Consider the following 15,136-nt stretch of genomic DNA (forward strand, 5'->3'; position numbering starts at 1 on the left):
CGGGCACCCACGGGCGCCGTTAAGCCCAGGGCGAGGCTTTCCCGCGCTGAGAAGAGACAAGGTCCGGCCTTCTTGCTAGGTTTGGCGGGATGAGCATCTCCCTCCACCCCGACACCCCGCAAGCCAGGACGCTGCCGAGCGCGGCCGCGGACGGCGTCGTGGCCGACGAAGCAGCGGGGCGGGGGATCCGGATGCGGCTTTTCACCAAATATGTCGCGCTGTTCGTGGCTGTCGTCGCCATCGCGCTGCTGGCCAACGGCCTGTTCGAGGTCTTCTTTTATTATCGCGAGCACAAGGCCGCGCTGATCCGGGTCCAGCACGAGCAGGCCGAGGCGGCGGCGGACAAGATCGGCCAGTTCGTCAAGGAGATCGAGAGCCAGCTCGGCTGGACCACGCAGCTGCCCTGGTCGGCGGGCTCGATCGAGCAGCGCCGGTTCGACGCGCTGCGGCTGCTGCGCCAGGTGCCCGCGATTACCGAGCTCGCCCAGGTCGATGCGACCGGCAAGGAGCGCCTGCGGGTCTCACGGCTGGCGATGGACGCGATCGACAGCGGGATCGACCTGTCGGACGATCCGAAGTTCACCGAGGCGGTCGCGCACAAGGTCTATTATGGGCCGGTCTATTTCCGCAGGGAGTCCGAGCCCTACATGACGCTGGCGCTATCAGGCGCGCGCAAGGATGCCGGTGTCAGCATCGCGGAGGTCAATCTCAAGCTGATCTGGGACGTCGTGTCCCAGATCAAGGTCGGGCAGCACGGACACGCTTACGTGGTCGGTCCGGAGGGGCGGCTGATCGCGCATCCCGACATCAGCCTGGTCTTGCGCAATACCGACATGTCCGGCCTCGCGCAGGTGCGTGCCGCGCTGGCTGGTGGCACCATGCCGGACTCCTTGCAGGAGGCGACCAATATCCAGGGTAAGAAGGTTCTGACGGCATCCGCTCCGATCGCGCCGCTCGGCTGGACCATGTTCGTTGAGCTGCCGGTTGAGGAGGCCTATGCGGCGCTCTATGCGTCGTTGGAGCGGCTTGCAGTCGTGCTGCTTGCCGCTTCCATCTTCGCGGTGCTCGCCGGCATGTTTCTCGCGCGCCGCATGGTCGGTCCCATACAGGCGCTGCGCAGCGGCGCCGAGCGGATCGGCGGCGGCGACCTCTCCCAGCGCATTTCGATCAAAACCGGCGACGAGCTCGAAGGGCTCGCCGATCAGTTCAACGACATGGGCGCGCGGCTGCAGGAATCCTATGCCGATTTGGAAAAGAAGGTCGAGCAGCGTACGGCGGAATTGAGCGAGTCCTTGCAACAGCAGACGGCGACCTCGGAGGTCCTGGAGACCATCAGCTCGTCCGCGGGCGAACTACAGCCGGTCTTCAACAAGATGTTGGAGAATGCAACGCGGGTCTGCGGCGCGAGCTTTGGCGTCATGGATCTCTGGGATGGAGTGCGATACGCTCTGGTATCGGACTACAATCTGCCCCCGCAATTTGCGGCTACGCGACAGCAACATGGCGGGATGCTTGCTCCGCATCCCGAAAGCGGCCTTGCCGAGGTCGCCAGAACGCATCAGGTTGCCCACGTTCTCGATGTCCGTGAAGCCGCCGCCTATCGTGCCGGAGCCGAGATGGCGGTCTTGCTTGCCGACGTTGGGGGCGCCCGCACGACGCTCATGGTCCCGCTATTGCGGGACGACGAGCTGGTCGGCGTGATAACCATCTTTCGTCGGGAGGTTCGCGCATTCACCGACAAGCAAATCGCGCTGGTAGAGAATTTTGCCAACCAGGCGGTCATTGCCATTGAGAACGCGCGACTGCTCAAGCAGCTTCGTGAGCGCACCAGCGAGCTTTCTCAATCCCTCGACGATTTGCGCGCCGCCCAGGGCCGCCTGATCCAGACCGAGAAGCTCGCTTCGCTCGGCCAGCTTACCGCGGGCATCGCGCACGAGATCAAGAATCCGCTCAATTTCGTCAACAATTTCTCCTCGGTGTCGACGGAGCTGATCGACGAGCTCAACGAGGCTCTGCAATCGGCATCGCTCGACGGCAAGACGAGGGAGGCGGTCGACGAGCTGACCGGCATGCTCAAGGGCAATCTGGAAAAGGTGGTGCAGCATGGCAAGCGCGCCGATTCCATCGTCAGGAACATGCTGCTGCATTCGCGCGAGGGCTCCGGCGAGCACCGCCCCAGCGACATCAACGCGATCGTCGAGGAAAGCCTCAATCTCGCCTATCACGGCGCGCGCGCCGAGCGGCCCGCCTTCAACGTCACACTCGAGCGCGACTTCGACCCCGCCGCTGGCATGGTCGACATCTATCCGCAAGAGATCACGCGCGTCCTCCTCAACCTGATCTCGAACGGCTTCTATGCATCGGGCAAGCGCAAGGAGAGCGCTGCGGGCGGGTTCGAGCCGACCTTGCGAGCGGCAACGAAAGATCTCGGCGGCCAGATCGAGATCCGGATCCGCGATAATGGCACCGGAATTCCGCCAGACGTGAAGGAGAAGATGTTCAATCCTTTCTTCACCACCAAGCCGGCCGGCGAGGGTACCGGCCTCGGGCTTTCCATGAGCCATGACATCGTCGTGAAGCAGCATGGCGGCACGATCGACGTGAACAGCACACCCGGTGTATTCACCGAGTTCATCATCACCCTGCCGCGCGTGATGGCGGCAGGCAGTACTCCCGGAGGCAAGAGTTGAACGTTTACATCCTGGTCGTCGATGACGAGCCCGACGTCGAAGCGCTGTTCCGGCAGCAGTTCCGGCGCGATTTGCGCGCCGGCCGCTTCCAGATGGAATTTGCGGCGTCCGCGCCCGATGCGCTCAAACTTGCCTCCGAGGTGCGCGATCCCTCGTTGATCCTGATCCTGTCCGACATCAACATGCCCGGCATGAGCGGGCTCGACATGCTGCCCAAGGTGCGCGCCGAGCATCCGGACGTTCCCGTCATCATGATCACGGCCTATGGCGATGCCGAGACGCGCCGGAAGGCGATCGAGCGCGGCGCCATCGGGCTCCTCACCAAGCCGATCGATTTTGCGCTGCTGCGGCAGGAGATCGACACGAGGCTCGAGCAGGCCGCATGACTTCGACCATCCTCTTCGTCGACGACGAGCCGGACCTCGAGGCGCTGATCCTGCAGAAGTTCCGCAGGCAGATCCGCGACGGGCTCATCTACATCATGTTCGCGCGCGACGGCCTCGAGGCGCTGCAGTCGCTCGAGCAGAATCCGCATGTCGACATGGTGGTCTCGGATATCAACATGCCGCGGATGGACGGCCTGTCGCTGCTCGCGAAGCTCCAGGAGGCCGAGGACAAGAAGTCGACCATCATCGTCTCGGCCTATGGCGACATGAGCAACATCCGCACCGCCATGAACCGCGGTGCGTTCGACTTCCTCACCAAGCCGATCGACTTCGCCGATTTGGAGGCCACGATCCAGAAGACCATCCGCCACATCGAGATGCTGCGCGAGGTGCGGCGCCGTCAGATGGAGGCGGAGCGGGCGCATGCCGCGCTGTCGCGTCATTTCTCGCCCGAGCTCGCCAAGCGTCTGGCGGCAAGTGGCGAGGGCGAGGGGATCGAGGTGCAGTGGCGCGATGTCGCCACCATCTTTACCGACATCACCGGCTTCACCTCGCTGGTCGAGAGCGCGCCGCCGGAGACGCTGGGCGAGCTGCTCAACGAATATGTCGGCGGGATGACCGAAGTCGTCTTCGCGCATGAGGGGACGGTCGCCAAGATCATCGGCGATGCGATCCAGGTGCTGTTCAACGCGCCCGGCGATCAGCCTGATTACGCGACGCGTGCCGTCGCCTGCGCCCATGATCTCGATACCTGGGCGCAGGACTTTCGCGCGCGCCAGCTGGCCAAGGGCGTGAATTTCGGCGCCACCCGCATCGGCATTCATGCCGGGCCGGCGCTGGTCGGCAATTTTGGCGGCAATCGCTTCTTCGACTACACCGCCTATGGCGACTCAATCAACATCGCGGCGCGGCTTGAAGCCGCCAACAAGCATCTGGGAACGCGCATCTGCGTCAGTGCCAGCGTCGCCAAGGCGGCCGAGCATTTTCAGGGCCGCCCCGTGGGCGATCTCATGCTGCGCGGACGCAGCGAGCCGCTGCGCGCGTTCGAGCCGCTGCCGCAGGCCAGATTCGAAGCGCCGGAAACGGCGCTGTATTCCGAGGCCTTTGCCAAGATGGAAGCCGGCGACGTCGCGGCCATGCCCGCCTTTGCCGCGCTGGTCGGGATGCACGCCGACGATTCGCTCGCCAGCTTTCACCTGAAGCGCCTGCTCAACGGCGCTAAGGGTATCCGCATGCAACTGGAATAGGGGTTCGACATGGTCAGTGACTTCTCCGCCGGCAATTATCGTTTCATTCCGTCCGTGTTCCAGTATTCGGCCGGCGCTGCCGCGGACGACGGCTATGAGATCGAGCGCGTTCGGTTCGACCGCCTGGTGCCGCTCGCCGAAGGGTTCGCGCTGGCCGCGAAATACATCCAGGAAGCAGGCCGGCCGTTGACAGCCTTCTGCGCCTGCGAGCTGCGCTCACCGGCAGCCTTCAGCGAGGAAGGCTTTCGCGCATTCAACCTGCATTACGTGAAGACGCTGTCCGAATGGGGCATCTTCGACGGCACCACCAATCCGGTGGCGCGCAGCAATGTCTGTCCCGAGATCGACCCGCCGTCCGAGCCGTCGTTTTATGCCTTCTCCTTCACGCGTCCGTTGACGTCGAAGGCGCCAAGCTTCGTGATCGCCGGCGGCGCCGAGGCGCGCGAGGGCAGCGGGACCTATGTCGAGCGCACCGTGCGCTACCGCGACCTCAGTCCGGAGGGCCTTCGCGAGAAGGTGCGCTTCACCACGACGTCGCAGATGGAGAACCGGATGACGGCGTTCGGCTTCGGCTGGAAGGACACGACCGGCGTGCAGGCTTATTCCGTGCACGATTTCCACCACGCGCTGGTCGACGAGCTCGTTCGCCGCGGCGCGTTGCGGTCCGGCCTGACCTGGCATTTCGCCCGCCCGCCCGTGGTCGATCTCGAATACGAGATGGATTGCCGTCGCGTGATGCGCGAGACCGTGATCTAGCGCTGGCGAGGGTCGAGCGCGTCGCGCAGGCCGTCGCCGAGCAGGTTCAGCGACAGCACCACGAGAAAGATCGCAAGCCCCGGCCAGATCGCCATCCACGGCGCCTGGGTCAGGAAGCGTTGCGCCGCGTTGAGCATGCTGCCCCAGGACGGCGCGGGTGGTTGCTGACCGAGGCCGAGAAAGGACAGCGCCGCTTCGGCAATGATGGCGGCGGCGATCGACAGCGTGGCCTGCACCAGCAGCGCCGGCAAAATGTTCGGCAGGATGTGCGAGAACGCGATCCGCCACGGCGGATTGCCGAGCGCACGCGCGGCCTCGACATAGTCTTCGGCCTTGACGCTCAACACCTGCCCGCGCGTCAGACGAATGAAGATCGGCGTTGCCGAGATGCCGATCGCGATCATGGCGTTGCCGAGGCTGGGCCCGAGGAACGCCGCCAGCGCGATCGCCAGGATCAGGAACGGGCAGGCCAGCATCGCATCGGTGATCCGGCTGATCAGGGCATCGGTGAAACCGCCGCGGTAGCCGGCGAGCAGGCCGAGCGGCACGCCGATACCGAGCGCGATCGCAACCGAGATGAGGCCCGCGAGGAGCGACGCTCGCGCGCCGTAGACGACGCGGCTGAGGATGTCGCGACCGAGCTCGTCGGTGCCGAGCCAGTGCGCGGCCGTGGGCGGCTTGCGCACCAGGCTCCAGCTCGTCGCAATGGGGTCGTAGGGCACGATCAGCGGGGCGAGGACTGCGAGCGCGATGAACATCGTGATCACGACCAGGCCGAACACCGCCGCCTTGCGCTTGAACAGCCGCCGGCGCGCGCGCCGTGCCGGACTATCCAACTCGTAGGCTTGCGTGACGGGACCGGGCAGCGCGGCGTCTGTCATTGATCTAGCCCCTCAGCCGCGGATTGACGAGGATATAGGCAATGTCGGCAACGAGGTTGAGCGTGATGTAGACCGTGGCCGTCACCAGCACCACGCCCTGCACCACGGCGTAGTCGCGGTTGAACACGGCGTCCACGATCAGCTTGCCGAATCCGGGAATGGAGAAGATCTGTTCGGTGAGCACCGCGCCCGACAACAGCGTGCCGAGCTCGAGTGCGCCGAGCGTGATGATGGGCGTCAGCGCGTTGCGCATGGCGTGCTTGAGGATCACCGAACGCTCGGAGAGGCCCTTCGCGCGCGCGGTGCGGACATAGTCGCTCTCCAACACCTGGAGCATGGCGCTGCGGGTATGTCGCATCAGGATCGCGGAAATCGCGTTGCCGAGCACGAAGGCGGGCATGATGGTGGCAGCCAGGCTCGCCCGCCAGTTCTCGGTGAGCGGCACATAGCCGGAGGCGGGGAGCCAGCCGAGCTCGATCGAGAACAGGAAGATCAGCATGATCCCGAGCCAGAAATTCGGCGTCGAGATACCCCATAGCGCGAAGAAATTGGCGCCGTAATCCCAGGCCGAGCCTTTCTTCACGGCCGCGACGATGCCGGCGGGGATGCCGATCAGGAACGCGATGATGATCGCCATGGAGCCGAGCTGCAGCGTCACCGGCAGCTTCTGTGCGATCAGCTCGCGCACCGGCATCTTGTTGCGCAGCGACTCACCGAAATCGCCCGACAGCACGCCCTTGATCCAGTAGGCATACTGCACGGGGACGGGCTGATCGAGCCGGTACTGGTGCCGGATCTGCTCGATCACGGCAGGATCGCGCTCTTCGCCCGCCATCACCAGGGCCGGATCGCCCGGCAGCAATTGCTGCAGCGAAAAGATCAGCACCGAGACGAAGAACAGCGTCGGCACGATCTGCAGCAGGCGGCGGGCGAGGAAGTTCAGCATCCCTGGTGTGTCACTTCAGCTTGAGGCCGATCACGCGCACGAGGCCGTCAGGCATCTGCCTGTAGCCTTCGAGCTTCGTCGTGTGCGCGATGATGATGCGGCGGTGGTAGAGGTACAACAGCGGCTCCTCGTCCTGGACCAGCTTGGCCAGGGCCTCATAGCTGGCCTTGCGCTTGGCGGGGTCGGTCACCAATCGCGCGTCTTCCAGCGCCTTGTCGGCCTGCGCATTGTTCCACGCGCCGTAATTCTGCGGAGCGCCGTTGTGCAGGAAGACGAAGGTGTTGCCGTCGGGATCGACGCGGCCGCTCCAGGCGAGCATGAAGGCCTGGTAGTCGCCGGCTTCGGCCTGCTTGAGCCCTGTCGCGAATTCGGTGACGCGGAGCTTCATGTCGAACCCGGCTTCCGCCGCCATCGACTGGATCACCTGCGCCGGCGTCTCGGTCTCCGCGCCCTTCGGCACCAGGAAATCGACGCTGACCGGCGGTGTCACGCCGGCTTCCTTCAGCAGGGCCTTGGCCTTCTCCACGTTGCGGGGACGGACCGGGAGGGATTTTTGATAGTAGGGATGGTCGGGATTGACCCATTGATTGCCGGGCTGGAATTCGCCGTTGAATACGACCTGGTTGATCGCCTCGCGGTCGATCGCAAGGTCGAGTGCCTGCCGCACCTTGGCGGACTGGCTGAGCGGTCCCTTGGCCTTGTCCTTGCCGATGTTGAGCGTGATGCCCTGATAGCCGAGCTCGATCGCGGTCGCGACCTTCAGCCGTGAATCCGTACGCACCTCCTTCAGGTCGGTGGCGAGCACGCGCTCGATCAGATCGAGGCCGCCGGATTTCAGGTTTGCCAGCCGCACGGTGGCGTCGACGATCGGCTGGAACACGATACGGTCGATGAAGACGTTGTCCTTGTTCCAGTAGTCGGCGAATTTCTCGAACACGATGCGATCCTGCTGCACGCGCTCGACGAACTTGTAGGGACCAGCACAGACCGGACGCAGGCCGAACTTGTCGCCGGCTTCCTTTGCCGCCTTCGGCGACATCATCATGCCGGCGCGATCGGTGAGCTGGGCGAGCAGCGGCGAGAACGGCGACTTCAGCACCAGGCGGATGGTGAGGGGATCGACGACCTCGATATGGTCGACCGAGGCGAGCTCCGGCTTGCGGAACGAGCCGGGGAACGTCAGGTGACGCTCCAGCGAGAATTTGGCGGCTTCCGCGTCGAACGGTTCGCCGTCGTGGAATTTCACGCTGGGGCGAAGCTTGATGACGAGCGCCTTGCCGTCGTCTTCCGTCTCGCTGGATAGCGCGAGCTGCGGCACGATGTTGAGCTTCTCGTCGATGTCGAACAGCTTGTCGCAGAACGCGGAGAACACGATGCGGCCGACATAGGTGCGCGCCATGGTCGGATCGAGGATGTCGGGGTCCTCGGCCAGACCGATGCGCAGCGTGGTCTGGGCTTGCGTCGTTGCGACGGACAGCAGGAGGGCGGCGGCCGTTGCGGCCAGGCGATACATCTTCATCGGACAGTCCTCGTTGTTCGGCTAAATCGTGGTCGGCGCCGCGCCTTGTATACCAACCCCGGCGGGGCCGGCGCCTTCCGTCTTTCGGCTGAAGGCGGCGACCAATTTTGCAAGCGCGGGCGAAAATCCGCCGGCGGCCGGCAGGATGGCGTCGGCAGACGGCAGCTCGCTCACGCGGTGACAGGCGGCGGCGTGGCCTGCGCTGTCGGCTACCAGTTCCGGCGCCTCGGTGCGGCAGCGGTCGACGACGAAGGGGCAGCGGGTGTGGAAGCGGCAGCCGGCCGGCGGATTGAGCGCACTCGGGATTTCGCCTTGCAGCAGGACCGTGGTTCGCTTCGCCTTCGGCTGTGGCAGTGGGATCGCGGACAGCAGCGCCCGGCTATAGGGATGCCGCGGCGCGGCGAACAATGCGTCCGCCTCCGCGGTCTCGACGATCTGGCCGAGATTCATCACGGCCACGTGGTCGGCGATGTGCTTGACGACGGCGAGGTCGTGCGAAACGAAAATGTAGGCGAGGCCGAGCCGGTCCTGGAGCTCGCGCAGGAGATTGAGAATCTGCGAGCGGATCGAGACGTCGAGCGCCGAGACCGGCTCATCGCAGATGATCAGCTTCGGCTCGACCGCGAGTGCGCGGGCGATGGCGATGCGCTGGCGTTGGCCGCCGGAGAATTCGTGCGGATAGCGCCGTGCCAGCCGCGGCTCCAGTCCGACCAGTCGCAGCAGTTCCGCGACGCGCTCGCGCCGCTGCGCCGCCGGCACGAGATCGTGCAGCGCCAGTGGCTCCGTCAGGATCTGGCCGACCGTCATGCGCGGATTGAGCGAGGCGTAGGGGTCCTGGAAGATGATCTGCGCCTCGCGGCGGAAAGCGCGGAGCGCCTCGGCGTCCAGCGAGAGCAGGTCGCGGCCGGCGAAACGCACCGAGCCTGCATCCGGCTCGATCAACCGCAGCACCAGGCGGCTGACGGTGGATTTGCCGCAACCGGATTCGCCGACCAGGGCCAGCGTCTTGCCGGCTTCGAGCGTGAAGCTGACGCCGTCGACCGCCTTGACATGCGCTAACGCCCGGCCGAACAGCGAACGCTGGGCGACGAAATGCTTGACCAGGCCTTCGACCTCGAGCAGCGCCATCACGACACCAGACGTTCGAGCGGCGCACGGATGCAGCGCGACAGGTGGCCGGGGCTGATCTCGACCAGCGGCGGCGGCGCCTCGGTGCAGGCGTCCAGCACGAAGGGGCAGCGCGCGGCGAAACGGCAGCCGGCGGGGGGCTGCATCATGTTCGGCACCATGCCTTCGATCGTGGCGAGCTGCTCGGCGCGATGGTCGAGCCGCGGGATCGAGCCGAGCAGGCCGACGGTGTAGGGATGTTGCGGCGTCGAAAAGAGTTCGTCCACCGGCGCGCGCTCGACGATCTCGCCGGCATACATCACCGCAACCTCGTCGCAGACTTCGGCGACGACGCCGAGATCGTGGGTGATCAGGATGATGGCCGCGCCGCTCGCCGCCTTCAATTCGCGCATCAGCTCCAGAATCTGCGCTTGCAAGGTGACGTCGAGCGCCGTGGTCGGCTCGTCCGCGATCAGGAGCCGCGGGTCGCAGGCGAGCGCCATCGCGATCATCACGCGCTGGCGCATGCCGCCGGAAAGCTTGTGCGGATATTCGTTGATCCGCCGCTCGGGCGAGGGAATGTGGACGCGGCGCAAGAGCTCGATCGCCCGTTCGCGCGCACTGCGGCGTGAGCCGCCGCGGTGGCGCAGGATCGCCTCGATGATCTGGTCGCCGATGGTGAAGCTCGGGTTGAGCGACGTCATCGGCTCCTGGAAGATCATCGCCAGCCGGTTGCCACGCAGGTCGCGCAAGGTCTGGTCCGGGGTCTTGAGCAGATCCAGGCCGTCGAAGCGGATCGCGCCAGTGATCTCCGCGCTTTGCTTCGGCAGCAGGCCCATGATTGCCAGCGACGTCACGCTCTTGCCGCAACCGGATTCGCCGACGAGCCCGAGCGTCGCACCGTTGGCGACGCTGAGATCGACGCTGTCGACCGCATGGGTGATACGGCCGTCGTCGCCGTGGAAGCGGATGCGCAGATCCTTGATCTCGATGAGAGGGCTCGCGCTCATGACCGCTTGGCGCGCGCTGCCGCGATGCTGGCGTCGATGACGCTGCGATCGGTGTTGCCGGCCGGGTTCTGCCGGGTCGGCATGGAGCTGCGGAAGTGCACCCAGAGCTCCTGGCTGACGCGCTCGAGCCGTTCGAGCTCGCCGAGCGGGTCGGGATGATCGTCGGCGCGAATGTCCAGCGCCGGCCATTCCTCCTCACCGTGGATCAAAAGCGCAGCGGATTGCCTGCCGCGCTTGTCGCCGCCGGCGGCCTCGCCCGCGCGCATGGCGGCAAGCAGGCGGCGCGGGAAGGGCAGGCTGTCATTGGCGATATAGGTCTTCGCGGTCTCGTCGAGCACGTCGGCGCCCGCCAGCATGTTGCCAGCAATGGAGAAGCCGCTGCCGGCGACGTGTCCGCACCAGTCGACGCAGTCGCGCCCGGTGTGCGCGGCGATCTCGCCGCTCGCGTCCATGATGTGGACCTGGCGGCTTTCGCGGCCGTCGTCACTCGCGAGCAGGGCGGCGAGAACGTCATGCGCATTCAGGCCTTCACCGAGCAGCTTGACACCGTCGATCCCGTAATAGGGATTGACGAAGGCCTGCGTTGCGATGGCTCCGAGCCCTGCGGCAATGTAGGGCACCCGCGCGCCGACGGCGAAGAAGCGGGTCGCAACGGCGATGCCGAACTGGCCGGTGGCAGGATCTCGCGCGATGATCGACCAGGTCATGTGCTGCCTTCAGCGTCCTGCGGCGTAGCCCTGCATGCCGCGCGGGTTGGCGGCGGCGCGGCGGCGCACACCGACGCGCGAGGCCGCGGTGAGGCGGCCTTCGGACCAGTCGGGGCCGACCTCCACGATATGTCCACGCTCGCGAAGGTTCTCGATCGTCGCCTTCGGCACGCGGTTCTCGACCACGAGCACGCCCGGGCGCGCCGTGCGCGGCCAGAACGAGATCGGGAAATGCTCGGAGTGCCAGGCCGGCGCGTCGATAGACTCCTGGAGATTGAGATTGCAGTGGACGTGCCGCAGGAAGAATTGAGTGATCCATTGGTCCTGCTGGTCGCCGCCGGGCGAGCCCCAGGCCAGATACGGCTCGCCGTCGCGCAGCGCCATGGTGGGTGACAGCGTCGTACGCGGTCGCTTGCCCGGCGCGAGCGAGCTCGGTTGGTTCTCCTCCAGATCGAACATCTGTGCGCGGCTGCCGAGGCAGAAACCCAGCTCGGGAATGATAGGCGAGGATTGCAGCCAGCCTCCCGACGGCGTCGAGGACACCATGTTGCCAGCCTTGTCGATGATGTCGAAATGCACGGTGTCGCCGCGCACCTCGCCGAAGCGCCCCACGGTTGGCTCACCGGCGCCGAGCGCGCCAACGGCCTCGCGTTGGCCTTCAGCGCGGCGCAGCTTGACCACGCCGCCGAAGCCCTCGACCGCGCCGGGCCGGAGATCGAGCGAAGCCTTGTCGGTGACGAGCTTGCGGCGTTCGTCATTATAAGCGTCCGATAGCAGCGTTGCGATCGGGATCTCGCTGAATTTTGGATCGCCGTAGAACTTTTCGCGGTCCGCGAAGGCGAGCTTTGCGCATTCGATCTGGAGATGGATGAATTCCGGCCCGGTCGGATCGAGACCGTCGAGCGCAAAGCCCTTCAGCAGCGCGAGCTGCTGCAGCGTCACGGGACCCTGGCTCCAGACGCCGGCCTTGCAGACGGTGTAGCGGCCGTAGTCGTAGGTGAGCGGCGCCTCGACGGTCGGCTGCCAGCGCGCCATGTCGTCGGCCGAGAGCACGCCGCGATGCGGCGAGCCGCTGACGTCCATCACTTCCTGGGTGCGGCAGAACTTGTCGATGGCTTCCGCGACGAAGCCTTGTGACCACGCCTTTCGCGCGCGCTCGATCTCGGCGTCGCGGCCTCCACCACCGCTCTCGGCTTCATTCAAGATCCGGGTGTAGGTGGCGGCGAGCGTCTTGTTGGTGAAGAGCGTGCCGGGCTTCGGCACCTCGCCGTTGGGCAGATAGACCGCGGCCGAGGTCGGCCAATGTTTGCGGAACAACTGCTCGACGGTCTGGATCGTGGCGCAGGCGCGCTCGACGAGCGGATAGCCGTCGCGCGCATAGGAGATCGCGGGCTCCAGCACGTCACGCACGCGCATCGTGCCGTAGTCGCGCAGCAGCATCATCCAGGATTCGAAGGTGCCGGGAACGCAGGCCGCGAGCAGGCCGGTGCCGGGCACCATGTCGAGGCCTTCGCTCTTGTAATGCGCGATGGTGGCGCGCGCCGGCGCCGGGCCCTGGCCGCAGATCACCTCGGTGCGGCCGCGCTTGACGTCATGCACGATGATGGGCACGTCGCCGCCCGGGCCGTTCAGGTGCGGCTCGACGACCTGCAGCGTGAAGGCGGTGGCGACGCCGGCGTCGAAGGCGTTGCCGCCCTTTTCGAGGATGGCCATGCCGACGGCGGTCGCGATCCAATGGGTGGTGGCGACGACGCCGAATGTGCCCTCGATCTCGGGGCGCGTCGTGAACGGATCGGGATTGACATTGCTGGCCATGGATTACCTCAGTTGCGGCGCGCGCAATTGATCACAGGGAATGCCGGGCCGCCAATGCGCTGACAGCATGGCACGCGCGCGTCACGCAGGCACCGGCGCGGTGTTGACGGCGTGGCAGGCGACGCCGTCAATCAGTTCCGGGGTCTCCTTGCGACAGAGATCGAACGCCAGCGGGCAGCGTGGATTGAAGGCGCAGCCGGAGGGCGGGTTGATCGGGTTAGGAATCTCGCCTTTCACCGGAATGCGCTGGCGGCCGGACATCGCGAGATCAGGCACGGCGCCCAGCAGCATCCTGGTGTAGGGCATGCGCGGACGGGCGAATAGCTCGCGCCCCTCGGCAATCTCGACGATGCGGCCGAGATACATCACGCCGACGCGGCTCGCCATGTGGCGGACCACGGCGAGGTTGTGGCTGATGAACATGTAGGTCAGGCCGAACTTGTCCTGGAGGTCGCGCATCAGGTTCAGGATCTGCGCCTGCACGGAGACGTCGAGCGCCGAGGTCGGCTCGTCGCAGACGATGAACTCGGCATCGGAGGCGAGCGCCCGGGCGATCGCGATGCGCTGGCGCTGGCCGCCGGAGAATTCGTGCGGAAACTTCAGCCGGTCGTCGGGATGCAGGCCGACGAGGCTGAGCAGCTCGCCGACGCGCCCCTGGATGTCGCGCTCGCCCTGGATCAGGTCGAAAGCGCGGATCGGCTCGGAGATGATGGCATCGACCCGGAAGCGCGGGTTCAGGCTCGCATAGGGGTCCTGGAAGATCATCTGGATGCGGCGGCGCAGCTTCCGGCGCGCCGGCGCCTGCCGCGGATCGGTCATCGAGACGCCGTCGATCAGCACGTCGCCGGAGCTTGGCGGCAACAGGCCGACGACCATCCGAGCCACCGTGGTCTTGCCCGAACCGGACTCGCCGACCAGCGCAAACGTCTCGCCCTTCCTGATGTCGAAGGTGACGCCGTCCACGGCCTTGAGATATTCGAGATGCCCGCCTTCGAGCACGCGATTGAGCCAGGGCTTGGAGACGTCGAAGACGCGGCGCAGATTTGTGGCCTGGACGAAAGGAGCGCTCATGCCGCGCTCTCCGCCGGCACGTTGTCGTAGAGGTGACAGGCGACCGATTGCGCGCCGCGCGGCAGCGGCTCCGGCCGCTCAACCCGGCAGCGATCGAAGGCAAAGGCGCAGCGCGGATTGAACGAGCAGCCGCGCGGGATCGCCGACAGGCGCGGCATGGAGCCGGGAATCTGCACCAGGCGCTTGTCGTCCCCGGCAAGCGTCGGGATCGCGCCCATCAGGCCCTTGGCGTAAGGATGCAGCGGATTCCTGACGACGTCCTGCACCGGGCCGATCTCGGCGACGCGGCCGGCATACATCACCGCGACCCGGTCGGAGGTTTCCGCGATCACGCCCATGTCGTGGGTCACCAGCATCACGGCGGTGCCGTGGTCGCGCCCGAGCCGCTTGATCAGCGAAATGATCTGCGCCTGCACGGAGACGTCGAGCGCGGTGGTCGGCTCGTCCGCGATGATCAGCTCGGGCTCGGCGCAGATCGCCAGTGCAATCACCACGCGCTGGCGCATGCCGCCGGAGAATTCGTGGGGATAGCCGTCGATGCGCTTTTCCGGAGCGGGAATGCCGACTTCGGCGAGCAGGTCGATGGCGCGGCGGCGGGCGGCCGTCTCGGAGAGATTGAGGTGGGTCCGGATCGTCTCCACGATCTGGTCGCCGACCTTGTACAGCGGATTGAGCGACGTGAGGGGATCCTGGAAGATCATGCCGATCCGCTTGCCACGGACACGGCGCATCTCCTCGGACGGCAGGTTGTCGATCCGCATTCCTGCGAGATGAATCTCGCCACCGGCGATGCGGCCGGGGGGATCGATCAGGCCGATCACCGCGAGGCCGGTGACGGATTTGCCGGCGCCGGATTCGCCGACCACGCCGAGCACCTCGCCCTTGGCGATGTCGAAAGAGACGTCATCGATCGCGCGCAGCGTGCCGCGGCGGGAGGCGAACTCGACCCGAAGATTGCGCACGGAGAGAACGGGTTCGGTCATGGCTGACGCATACTCATC

At 66.0% G+C, this 15,136-nt stretch carries 13 protein-coding genes; 4 read left to right on the plus strand and 9 right to left on the minus strand.

Annotated features, from left to right (window positions below; all coding sequences use genetic code 11):
- The first annotated feature begins 89 nt into the window (after positions 1–89).
- From NLM15_RS13085 to NLM15_RS13100, 4 genes are read left to right on the plus strand one after another with little or no spacing between them, the layout of a single operon-like run.
- Positions 90–2,690, plus strand: coding sequence for an ATP-binding protein (locus NLM15_RS13085; protein ID WP_254117372.1), 2,601 nt, complete (start codon positions 90–92; stop codon positions 2,688–2,690).
- Entirely contained in the window at positions 2,687–3,076 is a 390-nt protein-coding gene (locus NLM15_RS13090) for a response regulator (RefSeq protein ID WP_254117373.1), read from the plus strand. Before NLM15_RS13085 ends, NLM15_RS13090 begins: the two co-directional genes overlap by 4 nt.
- Positions 3,073–4,323 (plus strand): adenylate/guanylate cyclase domain-containing protein, encoded by a 1,251-nt coding sequence (locus tag NLM15_RS13095; RefSeq protein WP_254117374.1) that lies wholly within the window; start codon positions 3,073–3,075, stop codon positions 4,321–4,323. Before NLM15_RS13090 ends, NLM15_RS13095 begins: the two co-directional genes overlap by 4 nt.
- Positions 4,324–4,332: 9 nt before the next feature.
- Positions 4,333–5,079, plus strand: a complete 747-nt coding sequence (locus NLM15_RS13100; protein WP_254117375.1) for a hypothetical protein — start codon at positions 4,333–4,335, stop codon at positions 5,077–5,079.
- On the opposite strand, the gene NLM15_RS13105 is transcribed toward NLM15_RS13100, so the two are convergent.
- The 9 genes from NLM15_RS13105 to NLM15_RS13145 form a co-directional block, all read right to left on the minus strand.
- On the minus strand, positions 5,076–5,960 hold the full coding sequence (locus NLM15_RS13105; RefSeq protein ID WP_254117377.1) for an ABC transporter permease: 885 nt from the start codon (positions 5,958–5,960) through the stop codon (positions 5,076–5,078). The genes NLM15_RS13100 and NLM15_RS13105 overlap by 4 nt on opposite strands.
- Positions 5,961–5,964: 4 nt before the next feature.
- The gene (locus NLM15_RS13110) at positions 5,965–6,906 is read right to left on the minus strand and encodes an ABC transporter permease (protein WP_254117379.1); all 942 of its coding nucleotides are present in this window, start codon (positions 6,904–6,906) and stop codon (positions 5,965–5,967) included.
- Positions 6,907–6,916: 10 nt separating this feature from the next.
- Positions 6,917–8,425 (minus strand): ABC transporter substrate-binding protein, encoded by a 1,509-nt coding sequence (locus tag NLM15_RS13115; RefSeq protein ID WP_254117381.1) that lies wholly within the window; start codon positions 8,423–8,425, stop codon positions 6,917–6,919.
- Positions 8,426–8,446: 21 nt separating this feature from the next.
- Positions 8,447–9,553 (minus strand): ABC transporter ATP-binding protein, encoded by a 1,107-nt coding sequence (locus NLM15_RS13120; RefSeq protein WP_254117383.1) that lies wholly within the window; start codon positions 9,551–9,553, stop codon positions 8,447–8,449.
- Positions 9,553–10,542: an ABC transporter ATP-binding protein gene (locus NLM15_RS13125; RefSeq protein WP_254117384.1), complete on the minus strand. Its 990-nt coding sequence runs from the start codon at positions 10,540–10,542 to the stop codon at positions 9,553–9,555. The genes NLM15_RS13120 and NLM15_RS13125 overlap by 1 nt, the downstream gene beginning before the upstream one ends.
- Positions 10,539–11,249, minus strand: a complete 711-nt coding sequence (locus tag NLM15_RS13130) for a DUF1028 domain-containing protein (protein WP_254117385.1) — start codon at positions 11,247–11,249, stop codon at positions 10,539–10,541. The genes NLM15_RS13125 and NLM15_RS13130 overlap by 4 nt, the downstream gene beginning before the upstream one ends.
- Before the next feature lie 9 nt (positions 11,250–11,258).
- Positions 11,259–13,064, minus strand: a complete 1,806-nt coding sequence (locus NLM15_RS13135) for a gamma-glutamyltransferase family protein (RefSeq protein WP_254117386.1) — start codon at positions 13,062–13,064, stop codon at positions 11,259–11,261.
- An 81-nt stretch (positions 13,065–13,145) separates the two neighbouring features.
- Complete coding sequence (locus tag NLM15_RS13140; RefSeq protein ID WP_254117387.1) at positions 13,146–14,135, minus strand: ABC transporter ATP-binding protein; 990 nt, start codon at positions 14,133–14,135, stop codon at positions 13,146–13,148.
- Positions 14,132–15,118, minus strand: a complete 987-nt coding sequence (locus tag NLM15_RS13145; protein ID WP_254117388.1) for an ABC transporter ATP-binding protein — start codon at positions 15,116–15,118, stop codon at positions 14,132–14,134. Before NLM15_RS13145 ends, NLM15_RS13140 begins: the two co-directional genes overlap by 4 nt.
- Positions 15,119–15,136 lie beyond the last annotated feature (18 nt).

It is taken from the genome of Bradyrhizobium sp. CCGB20, assembly GCF_024199855.1.
Lineage (GTDB): Bacteria > Pseudomonadota > Alphaproteobacteria > Rhizobiales > Xanthobacteraceae > Bradyrhizobium.

Bases quoted from the DNA above. Each gene is read 5' to 3' on its own strand.
- NLM15_RS13085 (WP_254117372.1), top strand. From the start codon at position 90: ATGAGCATCTCCCTCCACCCCGACACCCCGCAAGCCAGGACGCTGCCG.
- NLM15_RS13100 (WP_254117375.1), top strand. From the start codon at position 4,333: ATGGTCAGTGACTTCTCCGCCGGCAATTATCGTTTCATTCCGTCCGTG.
- NLM15_RS13145 (WP_254117388.1), bottom strand. From the start codon at position 15,118: ATGACCGAACCCGTTCTCTCCGTGCGCAATCTTCGGGTCGAGTTCGCC.
- NLM15_RS13125 (WP_254117384.1), bottom strand. From the start codon at position 10,542: ATGAGCGCGAGCCCTCTCATCGAGATCAAGGATCTGCGCATCCGCTTC.
- NLM15_RS13115 (WP_254117381.1), bottom strand. From the start codon at position 8,425: ATGAAGATGTATCGCCTGGCCGCAACGGCCGCCGCCCTCCTGCTGTCC.
- NLM15_RS13130 (WP_254117385.1), bottom strand. From the start codon at position 11,249: ATGACCTGGTCGATCATCGCGCGAGATCCTGCCACCGGCCAGTTCGGC.
- NLM15_RS13105 (WP_254117377.1), bottom strand. From the start codon at position 5,960: ATGACAGACGCCGCGCTGCCCGGTCCCGTCACGCAAGCCTACGAGTTG.
- NLM15_RS13140 (WP_254117387.1), bottom strand. From the start codon at position 14,135: ATGAGCGCTCCTTTCGTCCAGGCCACAAATCTGCGCCGCGTCTTCGAC.
- NLM15_RS13135 (WP_254117386.1), bottom strand. From the start codon at position 13,064: ATGGCCAGCAATGTCAATCCCGATCCGTTCACGACGCGCCCCGAGATC.
- NLM15_RS13095 (WP_254117374.1), top strand. From the start codon at position 3,073: ATGACTTCGACCATCCTCTTCGTCGACGACGAGCCGGACCTCGAGGCG.
- NLM15_RS13120 (WP_254117383.1), bottom strand. From the start codon at position 9,553: ATGGCGCTGCTCGAGGTCGAAGGCCTGGTCAAGCATTTCGTCGCCCAG.
- NLM15_RS13110 (WP_254117379.1), bottom strand. From the start codon at position 6,906: ATGCTGAACTTCCTCGCCCGCCGCCTGCTGCAGATCGTGCCGACGCTG.